Raw genomic sequence first — 24,140 nt, forward strand, 5'->3', positions numbered from 1 at the left:
TCGCGAGATCCGCACGCCGCTGTTCGAGGACTACGAGCTGTTCGCCCGCAGCTCGGGCGAGTCGACCGACGTGGTGCAGAAGGAGATGTATCGCTTCCAGGACCTCAAGGGTCGGGACCTGGCGCTCCGCCCCGAGGGCACGGCGAGCGTGTGCCGCGCGTGGCTCGAGCACAACCTGGGTGCCCAGGGGCGCGTGCAGCGTCTGTGGTACGCCGGCCCGATGTTCCGCTACGGGCGCCCGCAGAAGGGCCGCTTCCGCCAGTTCTGGCAGATCGGAGCCGAGGTGATCGGCACGCCCGCCCCGGCCGCGGACGTCGAGGTCATCGCCCTGTTCGTCGACATCTTCGAGGCCTGGGGCTTCGAGAACCTCAAGGTGATGGTGAACAGCGTCGGCACCCCGGCCACGCGGCTCGTTTACGGCGAGCGCCTGCGCCAGTGGCTGGAGCCGGCGCGCGAACGGCTCTCCGCGGACTCGCGCGCCCGCCTCGAGACCAACCCGCTGCGCGTGCTCGACACCAAGGATCCGGGCGACCTCGAGGTGCTGCGCGGCAAGGGTCTCGAGGGGCGGATGCCGCGCATGCTGGACCTGCTCGATCGCGAGAGCCGCGACCACTGGGACCGGGTGCTGGCCGGGCTCGAGGCGCTCCACATCGACCACGAGATCGATCATGGACTGGTGCGCGGGCTCGACTACTACACCCGCACCGCCTTCGAAGTGCACGATCGCTTGCTCGGCGCGCAGAGCGCGCTCGGTGGCGGGGGGCGCTACGACGGACTGATCGAGCTGCTGGGCGGCCCGCCCACTCCGGGCGTTGGCTTCTCGATCGGGCTCGATCGCGCGATCCTGGCGCTCGAGGACCGGGCCCCGGCGCTGCCGCCCACGCCGCTCCTCTATGTGGCGACCACCGAGGGGACGCGCGAGTTCGCGCCGTCGTTCGTGCGCGCGCTGCGCACCGTCTACGCGGTGGACTTCGACCTCGAGGGTCGCAGCCTCAACGCCCAGATGAAGGCGGCCGACAAGGGCGGAGCGCGGCTGGTGTTGCTGCTGGAGAGAGAAGTTGCAAATAAAGTTGTATTTATGGATGAGGGATATATATTAGAAGAAGGAGAGCCTAAAGATATATTCTACAATCCAAGACATATAAGAACAAAACAATTCTTAGATAAAGTTATATAAAAAAATCGCTTCACTTGAGCGACGTGTCGGCGAATTATTTCATGTCGCCAACGATATATCTTCGCTCTCGCTTCAGATACATCCGTTACTAAAAGAAATCAATCAAGGAAAATATAGATTGACATCATGTATTAAATTTAATAAAATTAACCTTAATACATCATAAAATAAAATTAACAAAAATAATGAATATAATATATTATTTTTGTTAAAATATATAATAAACCAGCTAAGAAGAGAAGAGTAAATAAGGATTTTTTCTACAGAGAGCTAGAATAGGTGAAAGCTAGCGTTAAAAAAATTATTGAACATGGCCTCAGAGCTTTTTATCCGAATAATAGATTATCTATTTTTAAGATAAAACGATTAGACTCGTTAAAGTCTGCTAAGATATCTAAATACTAAGGTATTAACTTGGTAAATATTAGATAAATTAGGGTGGTACCGCGTATATAATCTCGCCCCTATGTATATCATAGGTGGCGAGTTTTTTATTATAGAAAAATTAAACTTAGAGGAGATAATAAATATGACTAAACCAAGTTTTTATGTTACAACTCCTATATACTACCCAAGTGGTAACCTACATATAGGACATACTTACACAACAGTTGCAGCTGATGCAATAGCAAGATTTAAGCGTTTTTGCGGATTCGATGTAAAGTTTTTAACAGGAACTGATGAACATGGAGAAAAGATACAAAAAACGGCTAAAGAAAAAGGCATGACAGAAATAGAATACCTAGATGGAATGATAGCAGACATAAAGAAACTATGGAATACTATGGATATATCATATGATGATTTCATAAGAACTACTGAAGATAGACATGAGATTATAATCCAAAAGATATTCACTAAATTATATGAACAAGGTGACATATACAAAGGTGCATACGAAGGAAGATACTGCACACCATGTGAAAGTTTCTGGACAGAGTCTCAATTATCAGAAGGAAACAAGTGTCCAGACTGTGGAAGAGATACTTATATAGCTAAAGAAGAAGCTTACTTCTTTAAATTATCTAAGTACGAAGATAGATTAAGAGAATTATTTGCAGATCCTAATTTCTGCTTCCCGGTATCAAGAAAAAATGAAATGGTTGCAAACTTCTTAGACAAAGGACTAGATGATTTATGTGTAACTAGAACAACATTTGACTGGGGTATAAAAGTACCGTTTGACGAGAAACATGTAATATACGTATGGGTAGATGCTTTATGTAACTATATAACAGCTCTTGGATACATGAGTGAAAACGACAGTGACTACAAGAAATTCTGGCCAGCAAATGTTCATATAGTAGGTAAAGAAATAATGAGATTCCATACAATAATATGGCCAGCATTATTAATGGCTTTAGGAGAAGAAGTACCTACACAAGTATATGGTCATGGATGGATATTATTTGATAACGATAAAATGAGCAAATCAAAAGGAAATATAGTATACCCAGAGCAAATGATAGAAAGATATGGAGTAGACTCATTAAAATACTTCTTATTAAGAGAATTTGCATTTGGACAAGATGGTAACTATACTCATAGAAACTTTGTAACAAGACTTAACTCGGATTTATCAAATGACTTAGGAAACCTAGTAAGTAGAACAGTAGCAATGGTAGAAAAGTACAATGAAGGAACAATACCAATGGCTAAAGCAAATACTGAATTTGATGCAGATTTAAAAGCAGTTGCGAAATTATCAGTAGAAAACTTTGAAAAAGAAATGGATAAACTTCAATTTAATGAAGCATTAGAAAGTGCTTGGAAATTAATAAGAAGAACTAATAAATATATAGATGAAACTATGCCTTGGGCTTTAGCTAAAGATGAAGCTCAAAAAGACGTATTAGACACAGTATTATACAACTTATGTGAATCTATAAGAACAATAGCAACTCTTATAAATCCAGTAATGAACGATACTGCTAAGAAAATATACTGTCAATTAGGAATAGTTGATGAGAACTTAACAACTTGGGAAAGTGTAAAAACTTTTGGACTTATAGGAGAAAATACAAAAGTTCATAAAGGTGAATCTTTATTCCCAAGACTGGACATCGAAAAAGAAGTAGAAGAATTAAATGAATTATTTGCAGAAAAGAAAGATGACGTAGTAGAAGAAGAAGCAATAGAGCACAAAGAAAATATAACAATAGATGAATTAGACAAAGTAGAGCTAAGAGTAGGTAAAGTACTAAGTTGTGAAAAACATCCAAAGGCAGATAGACTACTAGTTTCTCAAATAAAAATAGGACCAGAAACAAGACAAATAGTATCTGGAATAGCTAAGTGGTATAAACCAGAAGATATGATAGGAAAAGAAGTTATAGTAGTATGTAACTTAAAGTCAGTTAAATTAAGAGGTGTAGAATCTCAAGGTATGATATTAGCAGCTGGAGATGATGGAGACGATTTAGTAGTTCCAATAGCAACAGGTGCTAAAGACGGATGCGAAGTTTGTTAATTAGTTAGGAGAAAAAATATGTTATTTGACTCACATGCACATTTAAATGATGCAAGATTTGATGAAGATAGAGAACAACTAATCAAATCTTTAAAGGAAAAACAAGTAGATTTAGTTGTAAATCCAGGTGCAGATATAGAAAGTTCTATAAGTAGTATTGAACTTGCAAAACAATATGATTTTATATATGCAGCAGTTGGAGTACATCCACATGATGTAGGAGAACTAGATGATAGTGCAATAGATACTCTAAGAAAATTAGCTACTGAAAATGAAAAAGTAGTTGCAATAGGTGAAATAGGATTAGACTATTACTATGACAATTCACCTAGAGAAATTCAAATAGAGTGGTTTAAAAAGCAAGTAGAATTAGCTAATGAACTTAAATTACCAATAATAATACATGATAGAGATGCACACGGAGATACTTTTGAAATAATCAAAAATATTAAAAATCCTGAAATAGGATGTGTACTTCACTGTTATAGTGGGAATGTTGAATTAGCTAAGGAATATATAAAAATGGGTTGTTATATATCTATACCAGGAACAGTTACTTTCAAAAATAATAAAAAAACTTCAGAAGTAGTAAGAGAAATACCTCTAGAGTATTTATTAATAGAAACTGACTCACCATATATGGCTCCAGAGCCACATAGAGGAAAAAGAAATGATCCATCATTAGTAGCCTTTGTTGCTGATAAGATAGCTCAAGAAAAAGGAATATCTTATGAAAAAGTATGTGAAGCTACAAAAGAAAACGCAAAGAGATTTTTCAATATAAAATAATAAATAATATTTTCATATTCTATAATGAAAATGAAAGCTATAGTGCATAATTGTACTATAGCTTTTATTTATCTTGATAAAATCATATAAAAAACGTAAAATATAAAGATGGAAGTTAAGATGCGAGATTAAAAATACACAAAAAGGTGAATTAATAATGATAAAAGAAATTATAGTTGTAGAAGGAAGAGACGATGTTACCGCAGTAAAAAGAGCTCTTGATGCGGAACTTATAACTACAAGTGGATTTGGATTTCCAAAAGGAGTTATGGAGCGTATAAAATCAGCTCAACAAAGACGTGGGGTAATAATATTTACTGACCCAGATTTTGCTGGAGAAAAAATAAGAAAAAAAATAGCGGCTGAAGTACCAGGATGTAAGCATGCATTTTTACCAAGAGAAGAAGCTAAAAAAGATGGAGATATAGGAATCGAAAATGCTACTCCAAAGAGTATAATAGCAGCTCTTGAAAAAGTAAGAACAGAAAGTACGGATAAAAGAGACGAATTCAAGCAAGTAGATTTAATAAGAAACGGACTTATAGGAAATGAAGATGCATCTTTAAGACGAGATGAACTTGGAAAAATACTTGGAATAGGATATGGAAACGCGAAACAATTCTTAAATAGATTAAATAACTATGGAGTAAGTAGAGAAGAGTTTCAACAATCATTAAGCCAAATATAATTTAACTAATGAATTCACGATAACGTGAAAATATATGAAATAATAGGAGAAAATAAATGGATAGACTTTCATCACATAGTGCGACCAAAGATGTAGTTCAAAAACATGGATTTAAGTTTTCAAAGTCTTTAGGACAAAACTTCTTAATAGACGATAATGTTATAGATAGTATATTAGAAGGAGCGAGACTTTCAGAAGGCGACCAGATAATAGAAGTAGGACCTGGTATAGGAACACTTACTCGTGAAATGGGAAAAGTGGCTGATAAAGTAGTTGCTATAGAAATAGATAAAACTTTAATACCTATATTAAAAGAAACATTAGAAGATCTTGAAAATGTAGAAGTAATAAACCAAGATATATTAAGAGTAGATATTCAAGAACTAATAAAGGAAAAATTAAAGGGAGGACCAGTTAAATTAGTAGCTAACCTTCCATATTATATAACTACACCAATAGTTATGAAATTCTTAGAAGAAGACATACCAGTAACAGATATAGTAGTTATGGTACAAAAAGAAGTTGCAGATAGAATGAATGCAGTACCGGGAACAAAGGATTATGGAACTTTATCAATAGCAGTACAATATTACTGTGATACAGAGATAGTTGCAAAAGCGCCAAGACATATGTTTATACCACAACCAAATGTAGACTCAACTGTTATAGGTCTTCATGTAAGACCAGAAATAAAATATCCAGTGGATAGTGAAGAAACATTCTTCAAAACAGTTAAAGCTGGATTTAGTCAAAGAAGAAAAACTTTACTTAATTCATTAAGTACGTTAGGTTTCTTAAGTAAAGAAGAAATAAGAGAAGTTTTAGCAGAAGCTAATATAGATGAAAAAAGAAGAGGCGAAACTCTTAGCATAGAAGAATTTGCTACTCTTTCAAATAAAGTAAATGCAAAGGTACCTTCAAAATAGAAGGTACTTTTTTTATACATTTAATCATATACTATCTTAGAGAAATTATGTTAAGGGGGGGATTAGAAATGGCTTCTAAAAGAAAATTTAAGAGGGACTATATAATTCTTGAAGCTAAGGACACTGATTTTAGATATAAAGAACGTATTTTGCCAAAAGCATTTGCTAAGGTAGAAATAAATGACGAAAAATCAATAGTGTCACTATATGTAGAGAACCTTAAGTGTGTAAAAGATGGATATAGAGTAGTTGCTATACAAAGTGACTATGAAACATTAGATTTAGGAAAAGTTACTTTAAGCGAACAAGGTAAGGGTGAATTTGTCTTAAACTTAGATAGAGATGATATAGAAATAAAAGGAATAGCTCTACTTCATGAAAAAGCTGTTCCGCTTATAGGATTTAAAGGAAGTAAAATAGAGAATTATGAGGAAATATTATTTGCAGGCGATGATTATGATGAAGAAGAATATGAAGAAATAGAATATATAGAAGTAGAAGATGGAGAAGACTTTGAAGAGTATGAAGAAATAGAGTATATAGAAATAGATGAAGACGATGATGATGACGATGATGATGATGATGGCGATGAAGAAGAATATGAATACGAAGAAATAGAGGAAAGTGTATATAGACAGGAAGAAGAAATAGAAGAAGAGTATGAAGTTGAAGAAGAGTATGAAGAAGATGACGAATATGAAGAGTACGATAACGTTGAAGAAACTATAGATCGTAATTTATATCAAACAAAACCACAACCAACAAAAACTAAACAAACACAAAGTAAAACAAAAAGTGCAACTAATTCTAAACAAGTAAAATCTCAATATGTTCCATATCAATCATATGACAAATCCCAATCAAAAGCTCAAAATGCCAAATCAGCTGGAACATTATTAATGCCAAGACAAATTAAAAAAGGATTAAAATATTTTAGTGAGGTTAAACCTTTTGTAACTGAGGATATAGGAGATATTAGATGGTGGAAAATAGAAATAAGTCCAGCAACATTATGTGGTTATACAATGCCTCATTTAGGATATGTAAATTCATTAAATTATACAATGTATAGCGATGCAGTAATGCATTCATACAAATATAGACATTACTTATTTGGAGTTCAATATGATGAGTACAATAAGAGACAAAATTATATCTATGCAGTTCCAGGAAGAAAAAATGAACAGCCAGACAAAGGTCATACAGGATTTAATACGTATCAGCCGTGTGATACAAGAAATGATAGCCTAGGATATTGGTTATGTTTTATAGATTCTAGAAGCAGAATAATTTTAAAATAGAATATATTACCTTTCCTATTGATAATATTATGATATTGCTCTAAAATATATAGATATATTACAATTTGGGAGGAAATGTCATGATAAACAAACAAAGACTGATAAATGAATTTTTAGAATTAGTGCAAATAGATAGTCCATCTTCAAAAGAAGGTAAAGTAGCAGAAGTTCTAGTTAAGAAATTAGAAGAAATAGGTTGTGAAGTTTTAATAGATGATGCTGGAGTAAAAGCTGGTGGAGAAACTGGTAATGTAATAGCTACATTAAAAGGAAATAGACCAGGAAAGAAATTATTATTCAGTTCACACATGGACACGGTTAGCCCAGGTGTAGGAATAAAACCTATAATAGATGAAGCTAATGGAATAATAAAAAGTGATGGAACTACAGTATTAGGTTCTGATGACAAAGCTGGTATAGCAGCTGTATTAGAATCATTAAGAACAATACAAGAAAACGATATACAACATGCTGACATACAAGTAGTATTCTCTATATGGGAAGAAGGCGGATTATTTGGAGCTAAGTTTTTAGATTACTCTAAAATAGATACTGATTTTGCATTTGTATTAGATAGTGGTGGAGCTCCTGGAGAAATAATAATTCAAGCACCTGCACAAGATGCTATAAAAGTTAAAATAACAGGAAAGCCAGCTCATGCAGGACTTCAACCAGAAAACGGAGTAAGTGCAATAATGGTAGCATCAAGAGCTATAGAAAATATGAATTTATTAAGAATAGATGAAGAAACTACTGCTAATATAGGTATAGTTAAGGGTGGTATAGCAACAAATATAGTTATGCCAGAATTAGAGATAGAAGCAGAAGCTAGAAGTTTAAGTGAAGAAAAATTAGATGCTCAAACAAATCATATGATAGAAATATTCAAAAAATCGGCTAAGGAGTTTGGAGCAAAAATAGATATAGAAGTTAATAGAGCATACGCACCGTTCACTGTAGAATCAAATGATGAAATAGTTGAACTTGCTAAGAGAGCTTTCTCTAATATGAACATAGAAGGATATACTGCTTCTACAGGTGGAGGAAGTGACACTAACATATTAAATAAAAATGGAATAAAAGCAGTTAACTTAGGTATAGGTATGAAAAATGCTCATACATTAGAAGAGTATATAGCTATAGAAGACTTAATAAACTCTGCAATAATGGTAACGGAGATAATAAAAGAAGCATAATACAAGTTAATAGTGTAAAATACAACTAAAGTCACCTAGCAAAAGCTAGGTGATTTTTGATGTTTATAATAATTTATGTCAAGTCATGTAATAATTTCTCAGGAAATATGCGTATAAAATAATTACATCTTACAAAATGTTGCTAAAAGTAATATAATGGTTTTATAATTATATAGCCTTAGGGGGGATTTTTATGGCTAAAAAAAGAAAACTAAAAAAAGGTATGGCATTAATACTTGGAATTATATTATTTTTTGGAGTGTATTTTGCAGCTTTTAGATTTGGAAGACATCTTGATGAGAAAAATAAACAACCGGTAAAAACAGAAGAAGGTCAGGAAGATGCTAGATCATTGATGAGCCAACTAAACTCAAAAGAAAAAATATATATAACAGATTCAAACGTAGAAAATGTAAGAGTAGAAGAATCATATTGGTCAAACGTGAAAATTTTATTTAGTGAATTTTCTAAAATAAGAACTCCAGATTCTTATACACCTGTGTATAGTGGAAATTCAGATGATGGAATAAGATTTTCTACAGATTTAAACTATTTTAGGATTTATACTGTAAGTAACGAAGAATATTATAAAGTTCCAATAGCTACTAAAAAAGAATTTGAGAAACTTTTAGGTGAAAGTATTTACTTATCATTCGATTTTGTAAAGAAATATAAAGATTGGGATACTGTCGAAATAAGCTATAAAGGTGAAACTAAAAAGATACATAAATGGAAATTTGATGACCTTTCATATAATATGGGTTCAAAACGAATAGTTGGAAAAGTTCAACCTCAAAAAAGCCAAGAAAGAAGCAAATATAATTTCACTATAAATATAAAAGGTGAACATTATAACGCAAAAGTAGAAACAATGGGTAAAGACTATGTAAAAATATCTCAAGGAAATAGCAAAGAAGAAGCTTACTACGAAGTACTAACAGGATTATATGACTATCTTGTAGTAGATGTGTTTCAACTTGAACAAAGTGAATGATGAAATATAATTTACTTTAAAATTAAAACGGATATGCTAATTATGTAAGATAGCATATCCGTTTTAATTTATAATTATTCTTGAACTAATTCTTCAGCAACTTTGTATATAGGACCTGCACCAGCAGTTATAACTAAGTCATTGTCCTTAACATTATCGCGAAGATAAGCCGTTATATCTTCGAAATTACTTATATAAGTTACATCAATATTATTTTCATATAATTTTTCTACTAAGTCTTTAGAATGAATGTCACCTGGGTCATCTTCTCTAGCTGCATAGATATCAGTTATAATAACTTTATCAGCAGAATAGAATGCTTCAGCAAATTCATTTAAAAGAGATTTAGTCCTAGTGTAAGTATGAGGTTGGAATATACACCATAAATTAGATTGCTTCATCTTCTTAGCAGCAGATAACGTAGCTTTTAGCTCAGTTGGATGATGAGCATAATCATCAACAACTAAAGCGCCATTATAGTTACCTTTAATCTCGAATCTTCTACCAACGCCACCATAAGCTTTTATATTATCTCTTATAAGCTCTAAATCTATAGAAGATACATAAGCTGTAAGTATAGCAGCAGCTGCATTATATATATTGTGAAGACCAGGAACAGAAAGTTCAAATGTTCCTAAATTCTTACCTTTAAATTCTAATTCAAATATTCCATGACCATTTTCATTAAAGTCTATGTTATTTATAATTGCATCATTAGATGCGTTTCTTCCATATGTTATAACAGTAGCTTTAACATCATGTAATATATCTTCAGTATTCTCATCATCACCATTGATTATGAAATGACCATCTTTAGGAAGTAACTTTCCAAACTTATTGAAAGAAGCTTTTATCTCATCTATCCCTGAGAAATAATCTAAGTGATCTTCTTCTATATTCAATACTATAGCTATTTTAGGATTGAAGTTTAGGAAACTATCAACATATTCACAAGCCTCTGTTATGAAATGATCAGAATTACCTATCTTAACATTTCCACCAATAGTACTTAAATTACCACCAACTAATATCGTTGGATCTAAGTCCGCATATTGGAATATAGTAGACAACATAGATGTTGTTGAAGTTTTACCATGAGTTCCAGAAACCGCGATAGAATTTTTGTATTCTCTCATTATTTGACCTAAGAAAGCCGCTCTATTCATAGTAAGTTTGTTTTTTTCTTTAGCAGCAACAAGCTCAGCATTATCTTCATGCACGGCTGCAGTGTAAATAACCATATCTACATTATCAGATACATGCTCTTTTGCATGACCAATAAATATATTAGCACCTTGAGATCTAAGTTTATCTAATAGATACGATTCATTTGCGTCTGAACCAGAAACCTTATATCCTTTATTAATACATATTTCAGCTAAAGCACTCATGCTTATACCGCCAATTCCAATGAAATGTATATTCATAAGAAAACCACCTTTCTTTTTAATTAAGTCCTATAATATGAACTATGTTTGTGGTATAATAGTATAATGTTCAATATTTTATGGCAAATATACATATACTAAGTTATATATATAATATATTTATAAACTAATTAAAACATAACAATTATTATATCATAATAAATATGGTTGTGCATTAGTTACTTTAAAGAGTAAACAGCTGCAAATCGTAGGAGGAAAAGTTAATGAAGTTTAAAAGAACGGAGCGAATTGGAGCCATAGTAAAAATACTATCGGATAACCCAAATAAAATATTTACGTTAAGTTATTTCACAAATCAATTTAATGCAGCTAAGTCAACAATAAGCGAAGACTTAATAGTTGTAAAAAACGTTTTTGAGAAATTACAATTAGGAAAAGTAATAACTATATCAGGAGCAGCTGGTGGAGTTAAATACATACCAAAAACATCAAAAGCAGAAAATGAAGAATTCCTAATGGAGTTATGTGAAAAAATAAGTGATAAATCGAGAATCTTATCAGGAGGATTTTTATATTTAGTAGATTTAATATATGATCCAACTATAGCCGCTAAAATAGGTAAAATATTTGCCTCAAATATAGATTATGTAGATGCTAATTATGTAGTTACAATGGAAACAAAGGGAATTCCAATGGCACTAATGACAGCAAAAGCAATGAACTTACCATTAGTTATAATAAGAAAAGACATCAAAGTATCAGAAGGTCCTACACTTAGTATGACATATGTAAATGGACACAATTCAAAAGTTGAAAGCATGAGCTTACCAAGAAAAGCTCTAAAACCAAACAGTAAAGTTATATTAATAGATGACTTTATGAGAGGTGGAGGAACTATCAAGGGGATGGTAGACCTTATGAATGAATTTGGAGCTGAAGTTATAGGAACTGGAGTATTTATATCTACAATGGAACCAGAAGCAAAGATGGTAAAAGATTATATATCTTTAATTCAATTAGATGTAAATGCTGAAAATGTGATAGTAGAACCAAACCTAAAAACATTCAGAGATGAATACCAAAACGAAACTTTTGAAGAGGAATGTGAAATTGACGAAATATTAGATGAGGAAGAAGAATAATCCTACAAAAAAATATGATTTTTATAAAAATAAAAAAGGATATTTCAAACATTCCTAGAATTATATAAAAAAACAGTCTAATATTAAATATATTAATTTCTAATATTAAGTATATTAATTTATCAAAATCTAAGGGGGATACAAGGATATGAAGATAACTGACGTAAGAGTAAGAAAGATAACTGATGAGGGGAAGATGAAATGTATAGTTTCATTAACTTTTAATAATCTATTTGTAGTACATGACATAAAGGTTATAGAAGGACATAATGGATTATTCATAGCTATGCCAAGTAGAAAAGTAGGGGAAGGTAATTTCAGAGATATAGCTCATCCAATAAATGCTGAAATGAGACAAGTATTAGAAGACTCAGTTTTAAAAGCATATAATGAAGCAGTAGCTCAATTAGAAGTTGCAGCTGAGTAATTATAAATATAGAGATTTATTAAGAGCCGAACTATTCGGCTCTTTTTTGTGTTTTAATTTTTTGTATAAAGGTATACTTTTTTGTAAAAAGATGCTATATTAGTTAGGGATAACGAAGACATTGTATACAAATAGAAAAATTTACATAATATAGATATAGAGGAAATAATACATAGAATGGAGTAGGGCTATGAACTTTAAAGCTATAATCCTTGCAGCAGGTAAGGGAACAAGAATGAAGTCTAAATTTCCAAAAGTAGTACATAAAGTATGTGGAAAAGAAATGGTTAACCATGTAATAGACGTATCTAAAAACTCAGGGGTTAACGATATAGTAGTAATACTAGGACATGAAAGTGAAACAGTAAAAGAAAAATTACCTAAGGACACTATGATAGCAATGCAAACAGAACAATTAGGAACTGGGCATGCTGTTATAATGGCTAAAGAATACATAAATGATGAAGACACAATAGTAGTACTATGTGGAGATACACCTTTAGTAAAAGAAGAAACGCTAAAGAAGTTATTTGACTACCACCTAAAAAATGAATATCATGCTACAGTACTTACTACTTGCGTTGATAATCCAACAGGATATGGAAGAATAATAAGAGATGAGAATCAAGATTTACTTAAAATAGTAGAGCAAAAAGATGCTAATGAAGAAGAGAAAAAAGCAAAAGAAATTAACTCAGGTATATACTGCTTTAATGGAAAAAGCTTAAGAGAATCTCTAGATTTACTAGATAACAAAAATGCTCAAGGAGAATACTACTTAACAGACACTATCAAAATAATGAGAGATAATGGTCAAAAAGTAGGAGCTTTCAATGGTTCAACAATAGAAGAACTAATGGGAGTTAACTCAAGAGTAGAATTATCAAAAGCAGAAGAAATAATGAGAAGAAGAATTAACGAATCTCATATGGTAAATGGTGTTACGATAATAGATACTAACTCAACATATATAGAATCAAACGTTGAAATAGGAAATGACACTATAGTATACCCAGGAACTATGTTACAAGGGAATACAAAGATAGGTTCAAGTTGTATAATTGGAATGAATTCTAGTATAACAAATTCACAAATTGGTGATTATACAGAGGTAGAGAACTCAACAATAGTAGACAGTATAGTTGGAGAGAACACAACAGTAGGACCATATGCATACTTAAGACCAAATAGTAACATAGGAAACAACGTAAAAATAGGAGACTTCGTAGAAGTTAAAAATGCTACAATAGAAGACAATTCTAAAGCATCACATCTTTCTTACATAGGAGATGCACACGTTGGAAAGAACGTAAACATCGGATGTGGAGTAGTATTTGTAAACTACGATGGTAAAAGTAAATTTAAATCTGTAGTAAAAGATGGAGCATTCATAGGCTCAAACTCTAATTTAGTTGCACCAGTAACGGTAGAGGAAAAAGGATACATAGCTACAGGCTCAACTATAACAGAAGATGTTCCACAAGGAGCATTAGCAATAGCAAGACAAAGACAGGTAGTAAAAGAAGGTTGGGTAGAAAACCAACAACAAAAAGATAAGAAATAGCAACTAAATGGATTATTATTTTTAGGCACTATAGCCTTGAATTTTTAATAAATATAACAAATGTTTAAATTTTCGGGAGGATGTACATGAATACTAGCGGAAGCGAAATCAAAATACTTGCAGGAAATTCATCTAAAGAATTAGCTAAGAAGATAGCTGATTACATAGGAGTACCAGTAGCAGACTGTGAAGTTGGAACATTCAGCGATGGAGAAATATCAGTAAACATCAAGGAAACAGTAAGAGGATGTGATGTTTTCGTAGTTCAATCAACAAATAGTCCAGTAAATGATAACTTAATGGAATTATTAATAATGATAGATGCAATGAAAAGAGCATCAGCAGGAAGAATAACAGCAGTTATACCTTATTACGGATATGCAAGACAAGATAGAAAAGCTAAGGCGAGAGATCCAATCACGGCTAAGTTAGTTGCTAACTTATTAACGGCAGCAGGAGCGGATAGAGTATTAACAATGGATTTACATGCAGCGCAAATCCAAGGATACTTTGATATACCTCTAGATCATCTGCAAGGTGGAAAAATACTAGCAGATTATTTCAACGAAAAGCAAATACAAGATTTAGTAGTAGTATCACCTGATTTAGGAAGTGTTACAAGATCTAGAAAATTTGCTAATAGCTTAGATGGAGATGTTCCAATAGCTATAATAGACAAAAGAAGACCTAAAGCTAACGTATCTGAAATAATGAACATAATAGGCGAAGTTAAAGGAAAGAATGTTATATTATTAGATGACATGATAGATACAGCTGGAACAATAGTAAATGCAGCCAATGCACTTAGAGAATTTGGTGCTAAGGATGTTTATGCTTGTTGTACACATGGAGTATTATCAGGGCCAGCTATAGAAAGAATAGAAAGTTCAGTTATAAGTGAGTTAATAGTACTTGATACTATACAACTTCCTGAAGATAAGAAAATAGATAAAATACAAATCAAGACTGTAGCTCCTTTATTTGGGGATGCTATAAAGAAAATATTCTCTAACGAGTCTGTTAGTATATTATTCTAATTAATAATATTACTAGATACACCTTATTTATTATAAATAGGGTGTATTTTTTTCTGAAAGATTTCCTGAGAAATTATTATAATTAGATTATATTTCAAATTAGTACAAGAATAGTTCTGTAGTATTATTAAAATATATATAATCGATTAAATATAATATGTATTTTAATACACTAAAGTAGTAAAAATATATATTGAATTTGTTGATTTTAAAAGAAATACATGGTATTATGTAAATAAATGGTAGTGATTAGAGACGATGAAGTATATCCTGTATATGGGCACCTAGGATATATGGAGCTAGTGGTGCAACCGACTATGTTTATTTAAGTTAACTTTAAGTTAGCTAAGAGATAAGGATGGTCTTTTTGTTTTGGTAAAATATTCCTGATAAATGATTAGGACTTATATTGGTTGAGGGATATTATATAAAAAAATAATAAGGGGGAAGTTATATGATAAAAAACTTCAAGAAAAAGAAAAATAATAAAGGTTTCACTTTAGTGGAATTATTAGTAGTAATAGCTATTATAGGAGTGTTAGCAGTAGTGGCAGTACCAGCTTTATTTAAAAATATAGAAAAAAGTAAAGTTGCTAGTTTAGAAACAGATATAAGTGCTATAAAATCTGCATCGCTAGCTAAATATTCGGATACAGGAGCATATCCTGCAACATCAGGTACGGTGACGTTAGAAAATGCTCTAGCAGGAGAGATTGAGAACTTATCTAAACCATTTGAAGGGGCTACCTATACATTAACTGGATCAGTTCCAACTGATTTAGTATTACAAGTTACAGCTACTTTTAGTGATAAGGCCCAAAATAAATTAGTCAAAGATTTAGGGATTGGAAAAACTGAGGCCGCTAAAACTACGAATGGTTATGTAAGTGCAACAACGCTTAGTTATACACTTATAAAAGGAAATTAATTTAATGAAAAAGAGTTTTTATCTTTAAGATTTAAACTCTTTTTTTTATAATAAATACTTAATTGTATTTTTATTTATTATAAATCTTAAAAAGATATCAATTTAAAGCTTATATAACATAAATGAGGTGAAAATATGCCAAAAAAAATAAGAATTGGAGATAAATTAGTTCAATACGGATACATAACAGAAGAACAATTACAAAAAGCACTATCTCTACAAAAAGGAACAGGAAAAAGAATAGGTGAAATCCTTATAGAGCAAGGATTAATAAGTGCAGAATTACTAACAAACGTACTAACAGAACTACTAAATGTAGATAACATAGATCTTACCCCATCAAATATAAGACCAGAGGCAATACCAAAAATACCACAAAATATATGCAAAAGATACAAAGTATTTCCATATAAAATAGAAGACAACAGGCTGTATCTGGCAATGGAAGATCCTCAAGATAGAGAAGCTATCCAAGATGTTAGACGTATAACAGGTATGGATATAGTACCAAATATAGCAACGATATCAGAAATAAACCAAGCAATAGAAGTATGGTATTCAAATACAGATATAGATAAAGCGATAAGTGAATACGCAAAAAATGATATACAAAACACGTTAAAAGATGAAATAACAGGAGAAGAAGATGTAAACTCAGCTCCTATAGTCAGATTAGTTCACAATATTTTAGAAAGTGCAGTTAGAAAAAAAGCAAGTGATATACACATAGAATATGACGGAGATTTCATGAGGGTTAGATTCAGATTAGACGGGATTCTCATGGAACATATGAAAACAAGTGCAAAAGCGTATAAAGCAATAATAAGTAGAATAAAAATAATGGCGAACTTAAATATTTCAGAGAAAAGATTGCCGCAAGATGGTAGAATATATTTAATAGTAGATAGTAAACCTGTAGATTTTAGAGTATCCACAATGCCAACTAGTAAAGATGAAAAAGTCGTTATGAGAGTACTTGATAAATCAAGTTTCATGGTTAGTAAAGAAAAATTAGGATTTAGCCCACAAAGTATAGAAATATATGATGAGTTTTTAGCAAAACCATATGGACTAATACTTGTAGTAGGTCCAACTGGAAGTGGTAAGACGACTACATTATATTCAATGCTAAACCAGCTAAATGATGTTGAAAAAAATATACTTACAATAGAAGACCCTGTTGAGTATGAATTAAAAGGTATAAATCAATCGCAAATAAATTACAAAGCAGGTCTAGATTTTGCAAGTGCTTTAAGAGCATTTCTAAGACAAGACCCAGATATAATAATGGTTGGAGAAATAAGAGATCATGACACAGCAGAAATAGCTATAAGAGCATCTCTTACAGGACACCTTGTACTTAGTACATTACATGCTAATACAGCAGTAGGTGCGATATCAAGACTTTCAGATATGGGAATGGATAGTTTCTTAATAACATCATCACTAGTAGGTGTTGTAGCACAGAGGCTTGTTAGAAAAATATGTCCTTTCTGTAAAGTTGAATATCAAGCAGGTATAGGTGAAAAGAAAGCGTTAAACTATGGTTTAGATAAAGACTTAACTTTATATAAAGGTGAAGGTTGCGATAAATGTAATAATACTGGATATAAGGGAAGACTCGGTATATATGAAATGATACAAGTTACAAAACATATCAGAGATTTAATTGACCAAGGAGCAAGGGAAGATGTAATATTAGCAAAAGCTAATGAATTGGGAATGAAAACAATGAGACAAGATGCAGCAATAAAAGTAATGAGTGGGCAAACTTCTGTGGAAGAAATGATAAGAGTAACATTTATAAGCGAGTAAAAGGATGATAAAATATGAGTAAATTTAGTTACACTGCAATCATGTTAAATGGTTCAAAAACAAAGGGAGTAATCGAAGCAAAAGATTTAATTGATGCAAGAAGTCAATTAAAAGCTAAAAAGCTTAGAGTAGTAGATTTAAAGGAAAAAAAAGAATCTACTTCATTTATGAGTAAGAAAAAAAGGAAGAAATTAAAGCCAGATGCTATAAGTCACTTTTGTAGACAGTTTGCTATAATTATATCTTCAGGTATAAATAGTGTAATTGGTTTAGAGACATTGGCAAAAAGAACAGAGAATAAAATATTAGCAGCAGAGATAAGTAGAATAGTAGATTCAGTAAAAAAGGGCTCTACTATTGCGGATGCCATGCTAGAAAAAGGTTCAAAGTTTCCTAAGCTTTTAGGAGCCATGGTTGCTACTGGAGAAGAGACAGGAACAATAGAAGCAGTGTTAAAAAGTATGGCTACATTCTATGAAAGAGAACATAGAATAAATCAAAAAATTAAGAATGCATCAACATATCCTGCTATAGTAGGAATTCTTTCTTTTGCAATGCTATTCTTATTTACTAGTTTTATAATACCTCAAATGATGGAATCTATATTAGAAATTGGGGCAGACTTGCCTTTATCAACTAAGATAATCATGGCTCTAGGAAGTTTTATGAGTAAGTGGTGGTGGCTAGTTTTAGTTTTTATAGGCATAGGTGTGTACGTTTTATTACAATATATCAAAACACCGTTAGGTAGAGATAATAAGGATAGGGTAATAAACAAAGTTCCTTTATTAGGAAAGGGTATAAATAGCATAGTTGCTATGAGATTTTCAAGGTCATTATATTTATTTGTATCAACAGGATATCCTCTATTGCAAGGATTAGATCATATAAAAGCAAGTTTAAATAATTCACTAGCTGAAAAAGCAGTAGCAGATGCTAAAGAAGGTCTTATAAGGGGAGAAACTTTAGCAGAAAATTTAGAAAAACATAACTATTTTGATTCAGTACTTATACAAATGATAGCCATAGGAGAACAAACAGGTCAGCTTGAAACGATAACTGATCAAATGGCAGAGTTTTATGAGTATGAGTCAGATATATACTTAACTAGATTAGTAGCCATGATAGAGCCAATAATGATTATAATAGTTGGAATTATGGTTGCGATATTAGTTATGTCAGTATTTTTACCAATGTTAAGTATATACGACGCTTTATAGGGAGGACAAAAGATGAAGTTATATATATCATATTATGACAACTATATATCTATAGTTGAAGGAATCTATAATAAGAAAAAAGAGCAATACAATATAAAAAATGCTAAGTTTTTATCTTCTGAAGATGTAAAAATAGATAGCAATGATAAATATAGCCTTCTTAAAGAGGCATTAAAGTTAAATGTTTCAAAAGCGAAAAGTGTAATTTTTTCTTTAAATACTAGGGATGTAATAATAAAATCCAATCACATACCAAAGGTTAGTCCAAAAGATTTAGATGGAATAATGAACAATGAAATGTATGAGATGATGTCATTAGATTATGATCAATATACATTCTCATATGAAGTAACGGACGAAAAAATTATAGATGATAAAGAATCATTAGATGTTGTTATAGCAGCTGTGTTAAATGATGAATTAGAAATAATATTAGATATATTTAAAGAGTTCAAATTAAATGTGGAACGTATAGATACTATGTCTACTTCATATAACAGATTACTTAAAAAAATTGAGTATGATGACATAATGATGCTAAATGTAGGTAGTTACGGAAGTTCTGTTAATATATATAAAGAAGATAGTTTATTTATACATGATAATATACCTGTTAGGATAAATGAACAAGCAAACTATTCTGTGGCATTAGCTTTAGTTGAGGAAATTAAAGGACTTATGAACTTTTATTCTTCTAGAAACTTTGGTAAAAATGTAGATACTATAGTTTTAGTCGGTGAATGTAATAAAAATAATTACGTAGTGGAAAGTTTCAAGGAAACTTTTAATAGTAATATAGTCATAGGAATAGAAGAATTATTTGATATAGAAGAAGATATACAAGGAGATCTTCAAAGTCATGAGATTAGTAAAGCTTGCGATATATTAGGAAGTATGTGCATTCCTAATGATAAAAAAGGCTATGCTTATATGAATTTACTTCCTCTTAGTCGAAGAAATAAACAGAAGAAGAGTGAATTATTAAAGCAAGGTATAGTTGTTGTGCCAATAGCATTAGGTATATTAGCTGCACCATATCTTATATTTGGTGCTATGGATATGAAGATAAAGCATGATACTAATTTAGCACAAAGTAAACTAGATGAAATAATAATTCAATATAAAGACATAGAAGATATTGATGATAAAATAAATAAAGCAAAAGAAGAAGTTGGTATATATGATATGTTAAGTAGCAAATCTGTAAGATGGGGAAATATTTTAACTTCAATAGATAGAAGCATTCCTTATAGAGCTGATTTGACTAGCATAGATGCATATTATGATAGTGAGTTGGTTGAAGATAAATCTGAGAAAAATCAATCAGAAAAAACATCACCATCAAAAAATGTTAATCAAGAAAATACAGAGAATACTGAAACAACTGAAGAGAAAACGGAAACTCCAGTATATAACCAAATACCGAATGTTATAGATATAGAAGGCGTTGTAAGTAGCCCTGATAAAGTAGGTCAATTTACACATAACTTAAGTAAAATGAATTATTTTAAATCAGTAAAGTTAAAAAATAGTTCAGAGGACGAGGAAAATGGAGGATATACTTTCAATATAGTTTTAGTATTGAGAGAGGGGGCAGTTTCTGGTGATTAAGGAAAAAAAGGATAAACAGAGCATATTACAAAAAGAGTTAAATGCTAAGGAAATATTAGCGGTAGCAGGTATATTCGGAGTTATTTTTATATATGGATTTTTATTTGTATATCCAAGATATACAGATTATAAAGTATCAGTAAATAACTTGAAAGATATAGAAACAAAGGTAGCTGATTATGAAAGTAAAATAAATGAAATGCCATTAAAGAAGGAAAATTTAGACAGCTTGAATAGAGAAATCAAAGTAAAGAGCAGAATATTGTCTCATAATATGGAAGATGGTATGTTTTTAATAGGACTTTCCAATCTTATGAGTGATGTTAGTGTGGATTTAATTGAGTATTCTATGGAAGAACCTATTCCATATGAAACTTTTTATGCTATACCTACTACTATATCAGTTAGAGGAGATTATAGACATATTAGAGATATAATGTACTATATGGAAGAGCAGAAGAATATGACTCAGATACTTGATTATAATATGGAAACTTATATTCCAGAGGAAACAAAGGAAGATACTACAAATAATAATCAGTCTACTATTGCTCTTGATAAAACTGTTTATTGGACTAATTCAGGAACAGCGTATCATAAGGAAAATTGTTCGGTTTTACAAGGAGAAAAGGCTGCTAATAATGGAAAGGTTTCATATGGAGCCCCTTCTTTAAGTAAAAAATCTGTAGCGTGTCAAGTTTGTAAGCCTTACACAGAAAGTCAAGTAAATGTAAATCCTAAAGAGGCAGTTAAACCTAAGTCAAATGGGACTATAGAGGCTACGTTTAAATTTATGATGTATTCTTCGGATAATCCGTTATTAGAGTTAGATAATGATAATTCTAGTAAGTGGAAGCCAGGTAAGTACAATCCATTTGCCACTACTAGCAGATAGATATAGGGGGTGATATATTGATGAGGAAAAGGTGTAGTAAGGGCTTTACTCTTATTGAAGTTATTATAGCCATTAGTATTTTAAGTGTAGTTATTGGGGTTGGATATACAGTAATAAATAAATCGAATTTTGTTGTTAAAGAACAGAATGTTATAACTAATGGGCAAATGAATACTAATTTATTAAACAAATATTTAACTAAAGATATAGAACAAACAGTAGGGAAGATTGAACCTCCTAAAAATATAACAAATGACTACCAACATGTTATTAAAACAAGCGAAGGAAACATAACATATATATTAGATAAAAGTAAGGATAATAAATCTTATAATATAATAAAAGAAAATACAGATAAAACTAAAATAGATATTGTAACAAATCAGCCTATTGGAAATGGTATACCTTTTACAATAAATCCCAATAGTTCAAATAATAATATTTATGAAGTTAAACTAGAATATAAAGAAAATAAAATTAATAAAGAATATAGATTTAATGTAGCTCCTAGGATATCAGCAGCTAATGAAGAAGTTGTACCTCCTATACCTATTGAACCTCCATCGAATCCAGATGTAGATGATGATTTTGAGGGTAATAATGGATTTATCAAATTTGGATATAGAAATAAAAGTGATAAATTGGATGGAATTTGGGTTGATGCTGGCCCACAAGGTAATAGTGCGAATAATAAAACTCCAAAACCAATAGATGTTTCAAAAGATATAGATAAACATAGTATTAATGTGTATATACGTACAGCTACTGGAAATGGAAAATTAGATGCAACTATGAATGAAAATGTTCAAAATGAACTTAAAGCTGAAATGCAAAATAATACAGTTATTAAGAAAGAACAAAATAGAATAAAAATAAGTGAATTTGGAGATGTAGACCTTACAGGGGAAATTATAATTACTTATGGTAAAAATAAAAAACAAGAGAAACTTTATATTCCACTAAAGAATGAAAATTATATATATGATATAAATACAGTATATAACGGTAAAAAGCAAGAAAGTATAGAGATAATCGGATATATAAAAAAACCAATAGGGAGCAAAGGATATGGTGAAATACTTATACAATTTGGAAAAAAAGCATAAGTCTAAATTAGAAGAGTATAAAATTAAAAATCATAAAAAAGGATTTACACTAATAGAAGTTTTAGTAGCTATGAGTATTATATCACTCATAGCTATGGCTTTTTTTACAATTTTAAATACAAGTACTAAACTCAATATGAAAAATGAAAAAGATATAAAAGCTTTAAATATAGCGCAAAGTGAAATAGAAAATTTAAGAGATCAAATCAAATCTGAGAAAAAAGAGTTTACTACAGTGGATGGTAAAGAGATAAATGTAAATAAGTCTCCCATAGATTATGATAAAATTATTAATGAAGATAAAACTTCGTACAATGTAAATTTAAAATTAGATGAAAAAAATAATTTATACACTATAAGTATAGATGTAAAATTAAATAATACATATTTTAGTAAAAGGTCGATAAACCTTATAACTCAAGTTTTTGGAAATTAGATTGGAGTGATAAGAACTTGCGAATAAAAAAGATAAAAGCTAATAACGGATCTGCATTATTATTAGCTATATTAGTAATAGCATTACTATCTATATTTATAGTAATTATAACATCACAAATAAATAATCAATTAATAAATAATAAAAATACTTATGATGATATGAAATTAAAATATGCAGCAGAAGCAGGGATAGAAAATAGCATATCTGATATAGAAAATCAGATTTATCAAATTATCTCAGGAAATAAAACATATAAATTATCAACTTCAGAAAATATATCTCATAATAAAAATGATAATTGCCCAAAGGTTGAATTTAACGACGGTGATCCAATAATAAATACAGGGGTTTATTCTGGTAATGGATTTGCGAATCTTATAGATTATGAAATGATGAAAAGAAAAGCAGATGTTATATATAATGGAAGTTTATATAGTAATTTACAATTAATAATAGGAAATGACAATACACTTAGAGATTATTATGAAAATAATATTCGCCAAGTGATTCAAGAGATAGCTGTAGGTCAGAGGATTTATGAGCAAGAAGAATTAGAAAACAATATTAATGATTTTATAGAATATATAGAAAAATTAATATTAGATATACAAAGTAAAGAAGAAGTTAGTAATTCGCAAAAAAATGTAGCAATAAGCGATTTAAATCAAATGAAAGAATATATGTTAGAAATTAAATGTAGGCTTAATATGATTGAATCAGAACCAATACAGCCAATAGAAGGTATGATTAATATACCGTACTATAGTGTTTCAACGAATAAAAAAAATGAATTAATACTAAAAAACAAAAAAAATAAACCAGTACCTATAGATATTAAATTTGACAAAAACAAAAAAGTAGAATCTATAGATTTTACAGATTTAAATAAAGAGTTTTTAGAGTCACAATCCGGTAAATACAAAATTAAATCAGATGTAGATTTTATATTTGTTAAGGATGGTAATAATTATGATATAAAAGAAAAAATAAATTCATATGAAAGAATAAATTAAAAACAGGAGAAAAT

General features: G+C 31.5%; 21 protein-coding genes, 1 riboswitch and 1 other annotated feature. Of the genes, 20 read left to right on the forward strand and 1 reads right to left on the reverse strand.

Going from position 1 to position 24,140, the window contains the following annotated elements; translation table 11 throughout:
* The 8 genes from hisS to AC11VW_RS10890 all read left to right on the forward strand — a co-directional run.
* Nucleotides 1-1,177, forward strand: a 1,177-nt coding sequence (hisS, locus tag AC11VW_RS10855; protein ID WP_484301435.1) for a histidine--tRNA ligase, incomplete at its 5' end; no start/stop codon positions are given.
* A 222-nt stretch (nucleotides 1,178-1,399) separates the two neighbouring features.
* Nucleotides 1,400-1,646: a binding site (T-box leader), on the forward strand.
* A gap of 60 nt (nucleotides 1,647-1,706) precedes the next feature.
* Nucleotides 1,707-3,647 carry a methionine--tRNA ligase gene (metG, locus tag AC11VW_RS10860; RefSeq protein ID WP_484301436.1) on the forward strand — a complete coding sequence of 647 codons (1,941 nt, stop codon included), beginning with the start codon at nucleotides 1,707-1,709 and terminating at the stop codon, nucleotides 3,645-3,647.
* An 18-nt stretch (nucleotides 3,648-3,665) separates the two neighbouring features.
* Nucleotides 3,666-4,436, forward strand: coding sequence for a TatD family hydrolase (locus AC11VW_RS10865; RefSeq protein WP_484301437.1), 771 nt, complete (start codon nucleotides 3,666-3,668; stop codon nucleotides 4,434-4,436).
* A 157-nt stretch (nucleotides 4,437-4,593) separates the two neighbouring features.
* On the forward strand, nucleotides 4,594-5,124 hold the full coding sequence (gene rnmV / locus AC11VW_RS10870) for a ribonuclease M5 (protein WP_484301438.1): 531 nt from the start codon (nucleotides 4,594-4,596) through the stop codon (nucleotides 5,122-5,124).
* A 56-nt stretch (nucleotides 5,125-5,180) separates the two neighbouring features.
* Nucleotides 5,181-6,050: a 16S rRNA (adenine(1518)-N(6)/adenine(1519)-N(6))-dimethyltransferase RsmA gene (gene rsmA / locus AC11VW_RS10875; RefSeq protein ID WP_484301439.1), complete on the forward strand. Its 870-nt coding sequence runs from the start codon at nucleotides 5,181-5,183 to the stop codon at nucleotides 6,048-6,050.
* Nucleotides 6,051-6,118: 68 nt separating this feature from the next.
* On the forward strand, nucleotides 6,119-7,351 hold the full coding sequence (locus AC11VW_RS10880; RefSeq protein WP_484301440.1) for a hypothetical protein: 1,233 nt from the start codon (nucleotides 6,119-6,121) through the stop codon (nucleotides 7,349-7,351).
* Between the two features lie 80 nt (nucleotides 7,352-7,431).
* Nucleotides 7,432-8,547: a M20/M25/M40 family metallo-hydrolase gene (locus AC11VW_RS10885; RefSeq protein WP_484301441.1), complete on the forward strand. Its 1,116-nt coding sequence runs from the start codon at nucleotides 7,432-7,434 to the stop codon at nucleotides 8,545-8,547.
* Between the two features lie 193 nt (nucleotides 8,548-8,740).
* Complete coding sequence (locus AC11VW_RS10890; RefSeq protein WP_484301442.1) at nucleotides 8,741-9,541, forward strand: hypothetical protein; 801 nt, start codon at nucleotides 8,741-8,743, stop codon at nucleotides 9,539-9,541.
* A gap of 74 nt (nucleotides 9,542-9,615) precedes the next feature.
* On the opposite strand, the gene murC is transcribed toward AC11VW_RS10890, so the two are convergent.
* Nucleotides 9,616-10,968: a UDP-N-acetylmuramate--L-alanine ligase gene (murC, locus tag AC11VW_RS10895; RefSeq protein ID WP_484301443.1), complete on the reverse strand. Its 1,353-nt coding sequence runs from the start codon at nucleotides 10,966-10,968 to the stop codon at nucleotides 9,616-9,618.
* Nucleotides 10,969-11,192: 224 nt separating this feature from the next.
* Between murC and purR the strand changes: the two genes are divergently transcribed.
* The 12 genes from purR to AC11VW_RS10955 all read left to right on the forward strand — a co-directional run bounded on the left by purR (nucleotide 11,193) and on the right by AC11VW_RS10955 (nucleotide 24,126).
* Complete coding sequence (gene purR, locus AC11VW_RS10900) at nucleotides 11,193-12,071, forward strand: pur operon repressor (protein ID WP_484301444.1); 879 nt, start codon at nucleotides 11,193-11,195, stop codon at nucleotides 12,069-12,071.
* 148 nt (nucleotides 12,072-12,219) lie between these two features.
* The gene (gene spoVG / locus AC11VW_RS10905) at nucleotides 12,220-12,498 is read left to right on the forward strand and encodes a septation regulator SpoVG (RefSeq protein ID WP_484301445.1); all 279 of its coding nucleotides are present in this window, start codon (nucleotides 12,220-12,222) and stop codon (nucleotides 12,496-12,498) included.
* 190 nt (nucleotides 12,499-12,688) lie between these two features.
* Nucleotides 12,689-14,062, forward strand: coding sequence for a bifunctional UDP-N-acetylglucosamine diphosphorylase/glucosamine-1-phosphate N-acetyltransferase GlmU (gene glmU / locus AC11VW_RS10910; protein ID WP_484301446.1), 1,374 nt, complete (start codon nucleotides 12,689-12,691; stop codon nucleotides 14,060-14,062).
* An 86-nt stretch (nucleotides 14,063-14,148) separates the two neighbouring features.
* Nucleotides 14,149-15,099 (forward strand): ribose-phosphate diphosphokinase, encoded by a 951-nt coding sequence (locus AC11VW_RS10915; protein WP_484301447.1) that lies wholly within the window; start codon nucleotides 14,149-14,151, stop codon nucleotides 15,097-15,099.
* Nucleotides 15,100-15,342: 243 nt separating this feature from the next.
* Nucleotides 15,343-15,425: riboswitch (cyclic di-GMP riboswitch) on the forward strand.
* Nucleotides 15,426-15,553: 128 nt separating this feature from the next.
* Complete coding sequence (locus AC11VW_RS10920) at nucleotides 15,554-16,027, forward strand: type IV pilin protein (protein WP_484301448.1); 474 nt, start codon at nucleotides 15,554-15,556, stop codon at nucleotides 16,025-16,027.
* 135 nt (nucleotides 16,028-16,162) lie between these two features.
* Complete coding sequence (locus tag AC11VW_RS10925; RefSeq protein WP_484301449.1) at nucleotides 16,163-17,842, forward strand: GspE/PulE family protein; 1,680 nt, start codon at nucleotides 16,163-16,165, stop codon at nucleotides 17,840-17,842.
* 14 nt (nucleotides 17,843-17,856) lie between these two features.
* Nucleotides 17,857-19,062 carry a type II secretion system F family protein gene (locus tag AC11VW_RS10930; RefSeq protein ID WP_484301450.1) on the forward strand — a complete coding sequence of 402 codons (1,206 nt, stop codon included), beginning with the start codon at nucleotides 17,857-17,859 and terminating at the stop codon, nucleotides 19,060-19,062.
* Between the two features lie 12 nt (nucleotides 19,063-19,074).
* The gene (locus AC11VW_RS10935) at nucleotides 19,075-20,673 is read left to right on the forward strand and encodes a PilN domain-containing protein (protein ID WP_484301451.1); all 1,599 of its coding nucleotides are present in this window, start codon (nucleotides 19,075-19,077) and stop codon (nucleotides 20,671-20,673) included.
* Nucleotides 20,666-21,568 carry a hypothetical protein gene (locus tag AC11VW_RS10940; RefSeq protein ID WP_484301452.1) on the forward strand — a complete coding sequence of 301 codons (903 nt, stop codon included), beginning with the start codon at nucleotides 20,666-20,668 and terminating at the stop codon, nucleotides 21,566-21,568. The genes AC11VW_RS10935 and AC11VW_RS10940 overlap by 8 nt, the downstream gene beginning before the upstream one ends.
* 20 nt (nucleotides 21,569-21,588) lie before the next feature.
* On the forward strand, nucleotides 21,589-22,674 hold the full coding sequence (locus AC11VW_RS10945) for a type II secretion system protein (RefSeq protein ID WP_484301453.1): 1,086 nt from the start codon (nucleotides 21,589-21,591) through the stop codon (nucleotides 22,672-22,674).
* A complete protein-coding gene (locus AC11VW_RS10950) occupies nucleotides 22,637-23,110 on the forward strand; it encodes a type IV pilus modification PilV family protein (protein WP_484301454.1) in 474 nt (157 codons plus the stop codon). Before AC11VW_RS10945 ends, AC11VW_RS10950 begins: the two co-directional genes overlap by 38 nt.
* 17 nt (nucleotides 23,111-23,127) lie before the next feature.
* A complete protein-coding gene (locus AC11VW_RS10955; RefSeq protein ID WP_484301455.1) occupies nucleotides 23,128-24,126 on the forward strand; it encodes a hypothetical protein in 999 nt (332 codons plus the stop codon).
* Nucleotides 24,127-24,140 lie beyond the last annotated feature (14 nt).

The sequence above is a fragment of the Romboutsia sp. genome, assembly GCF_056995035.1.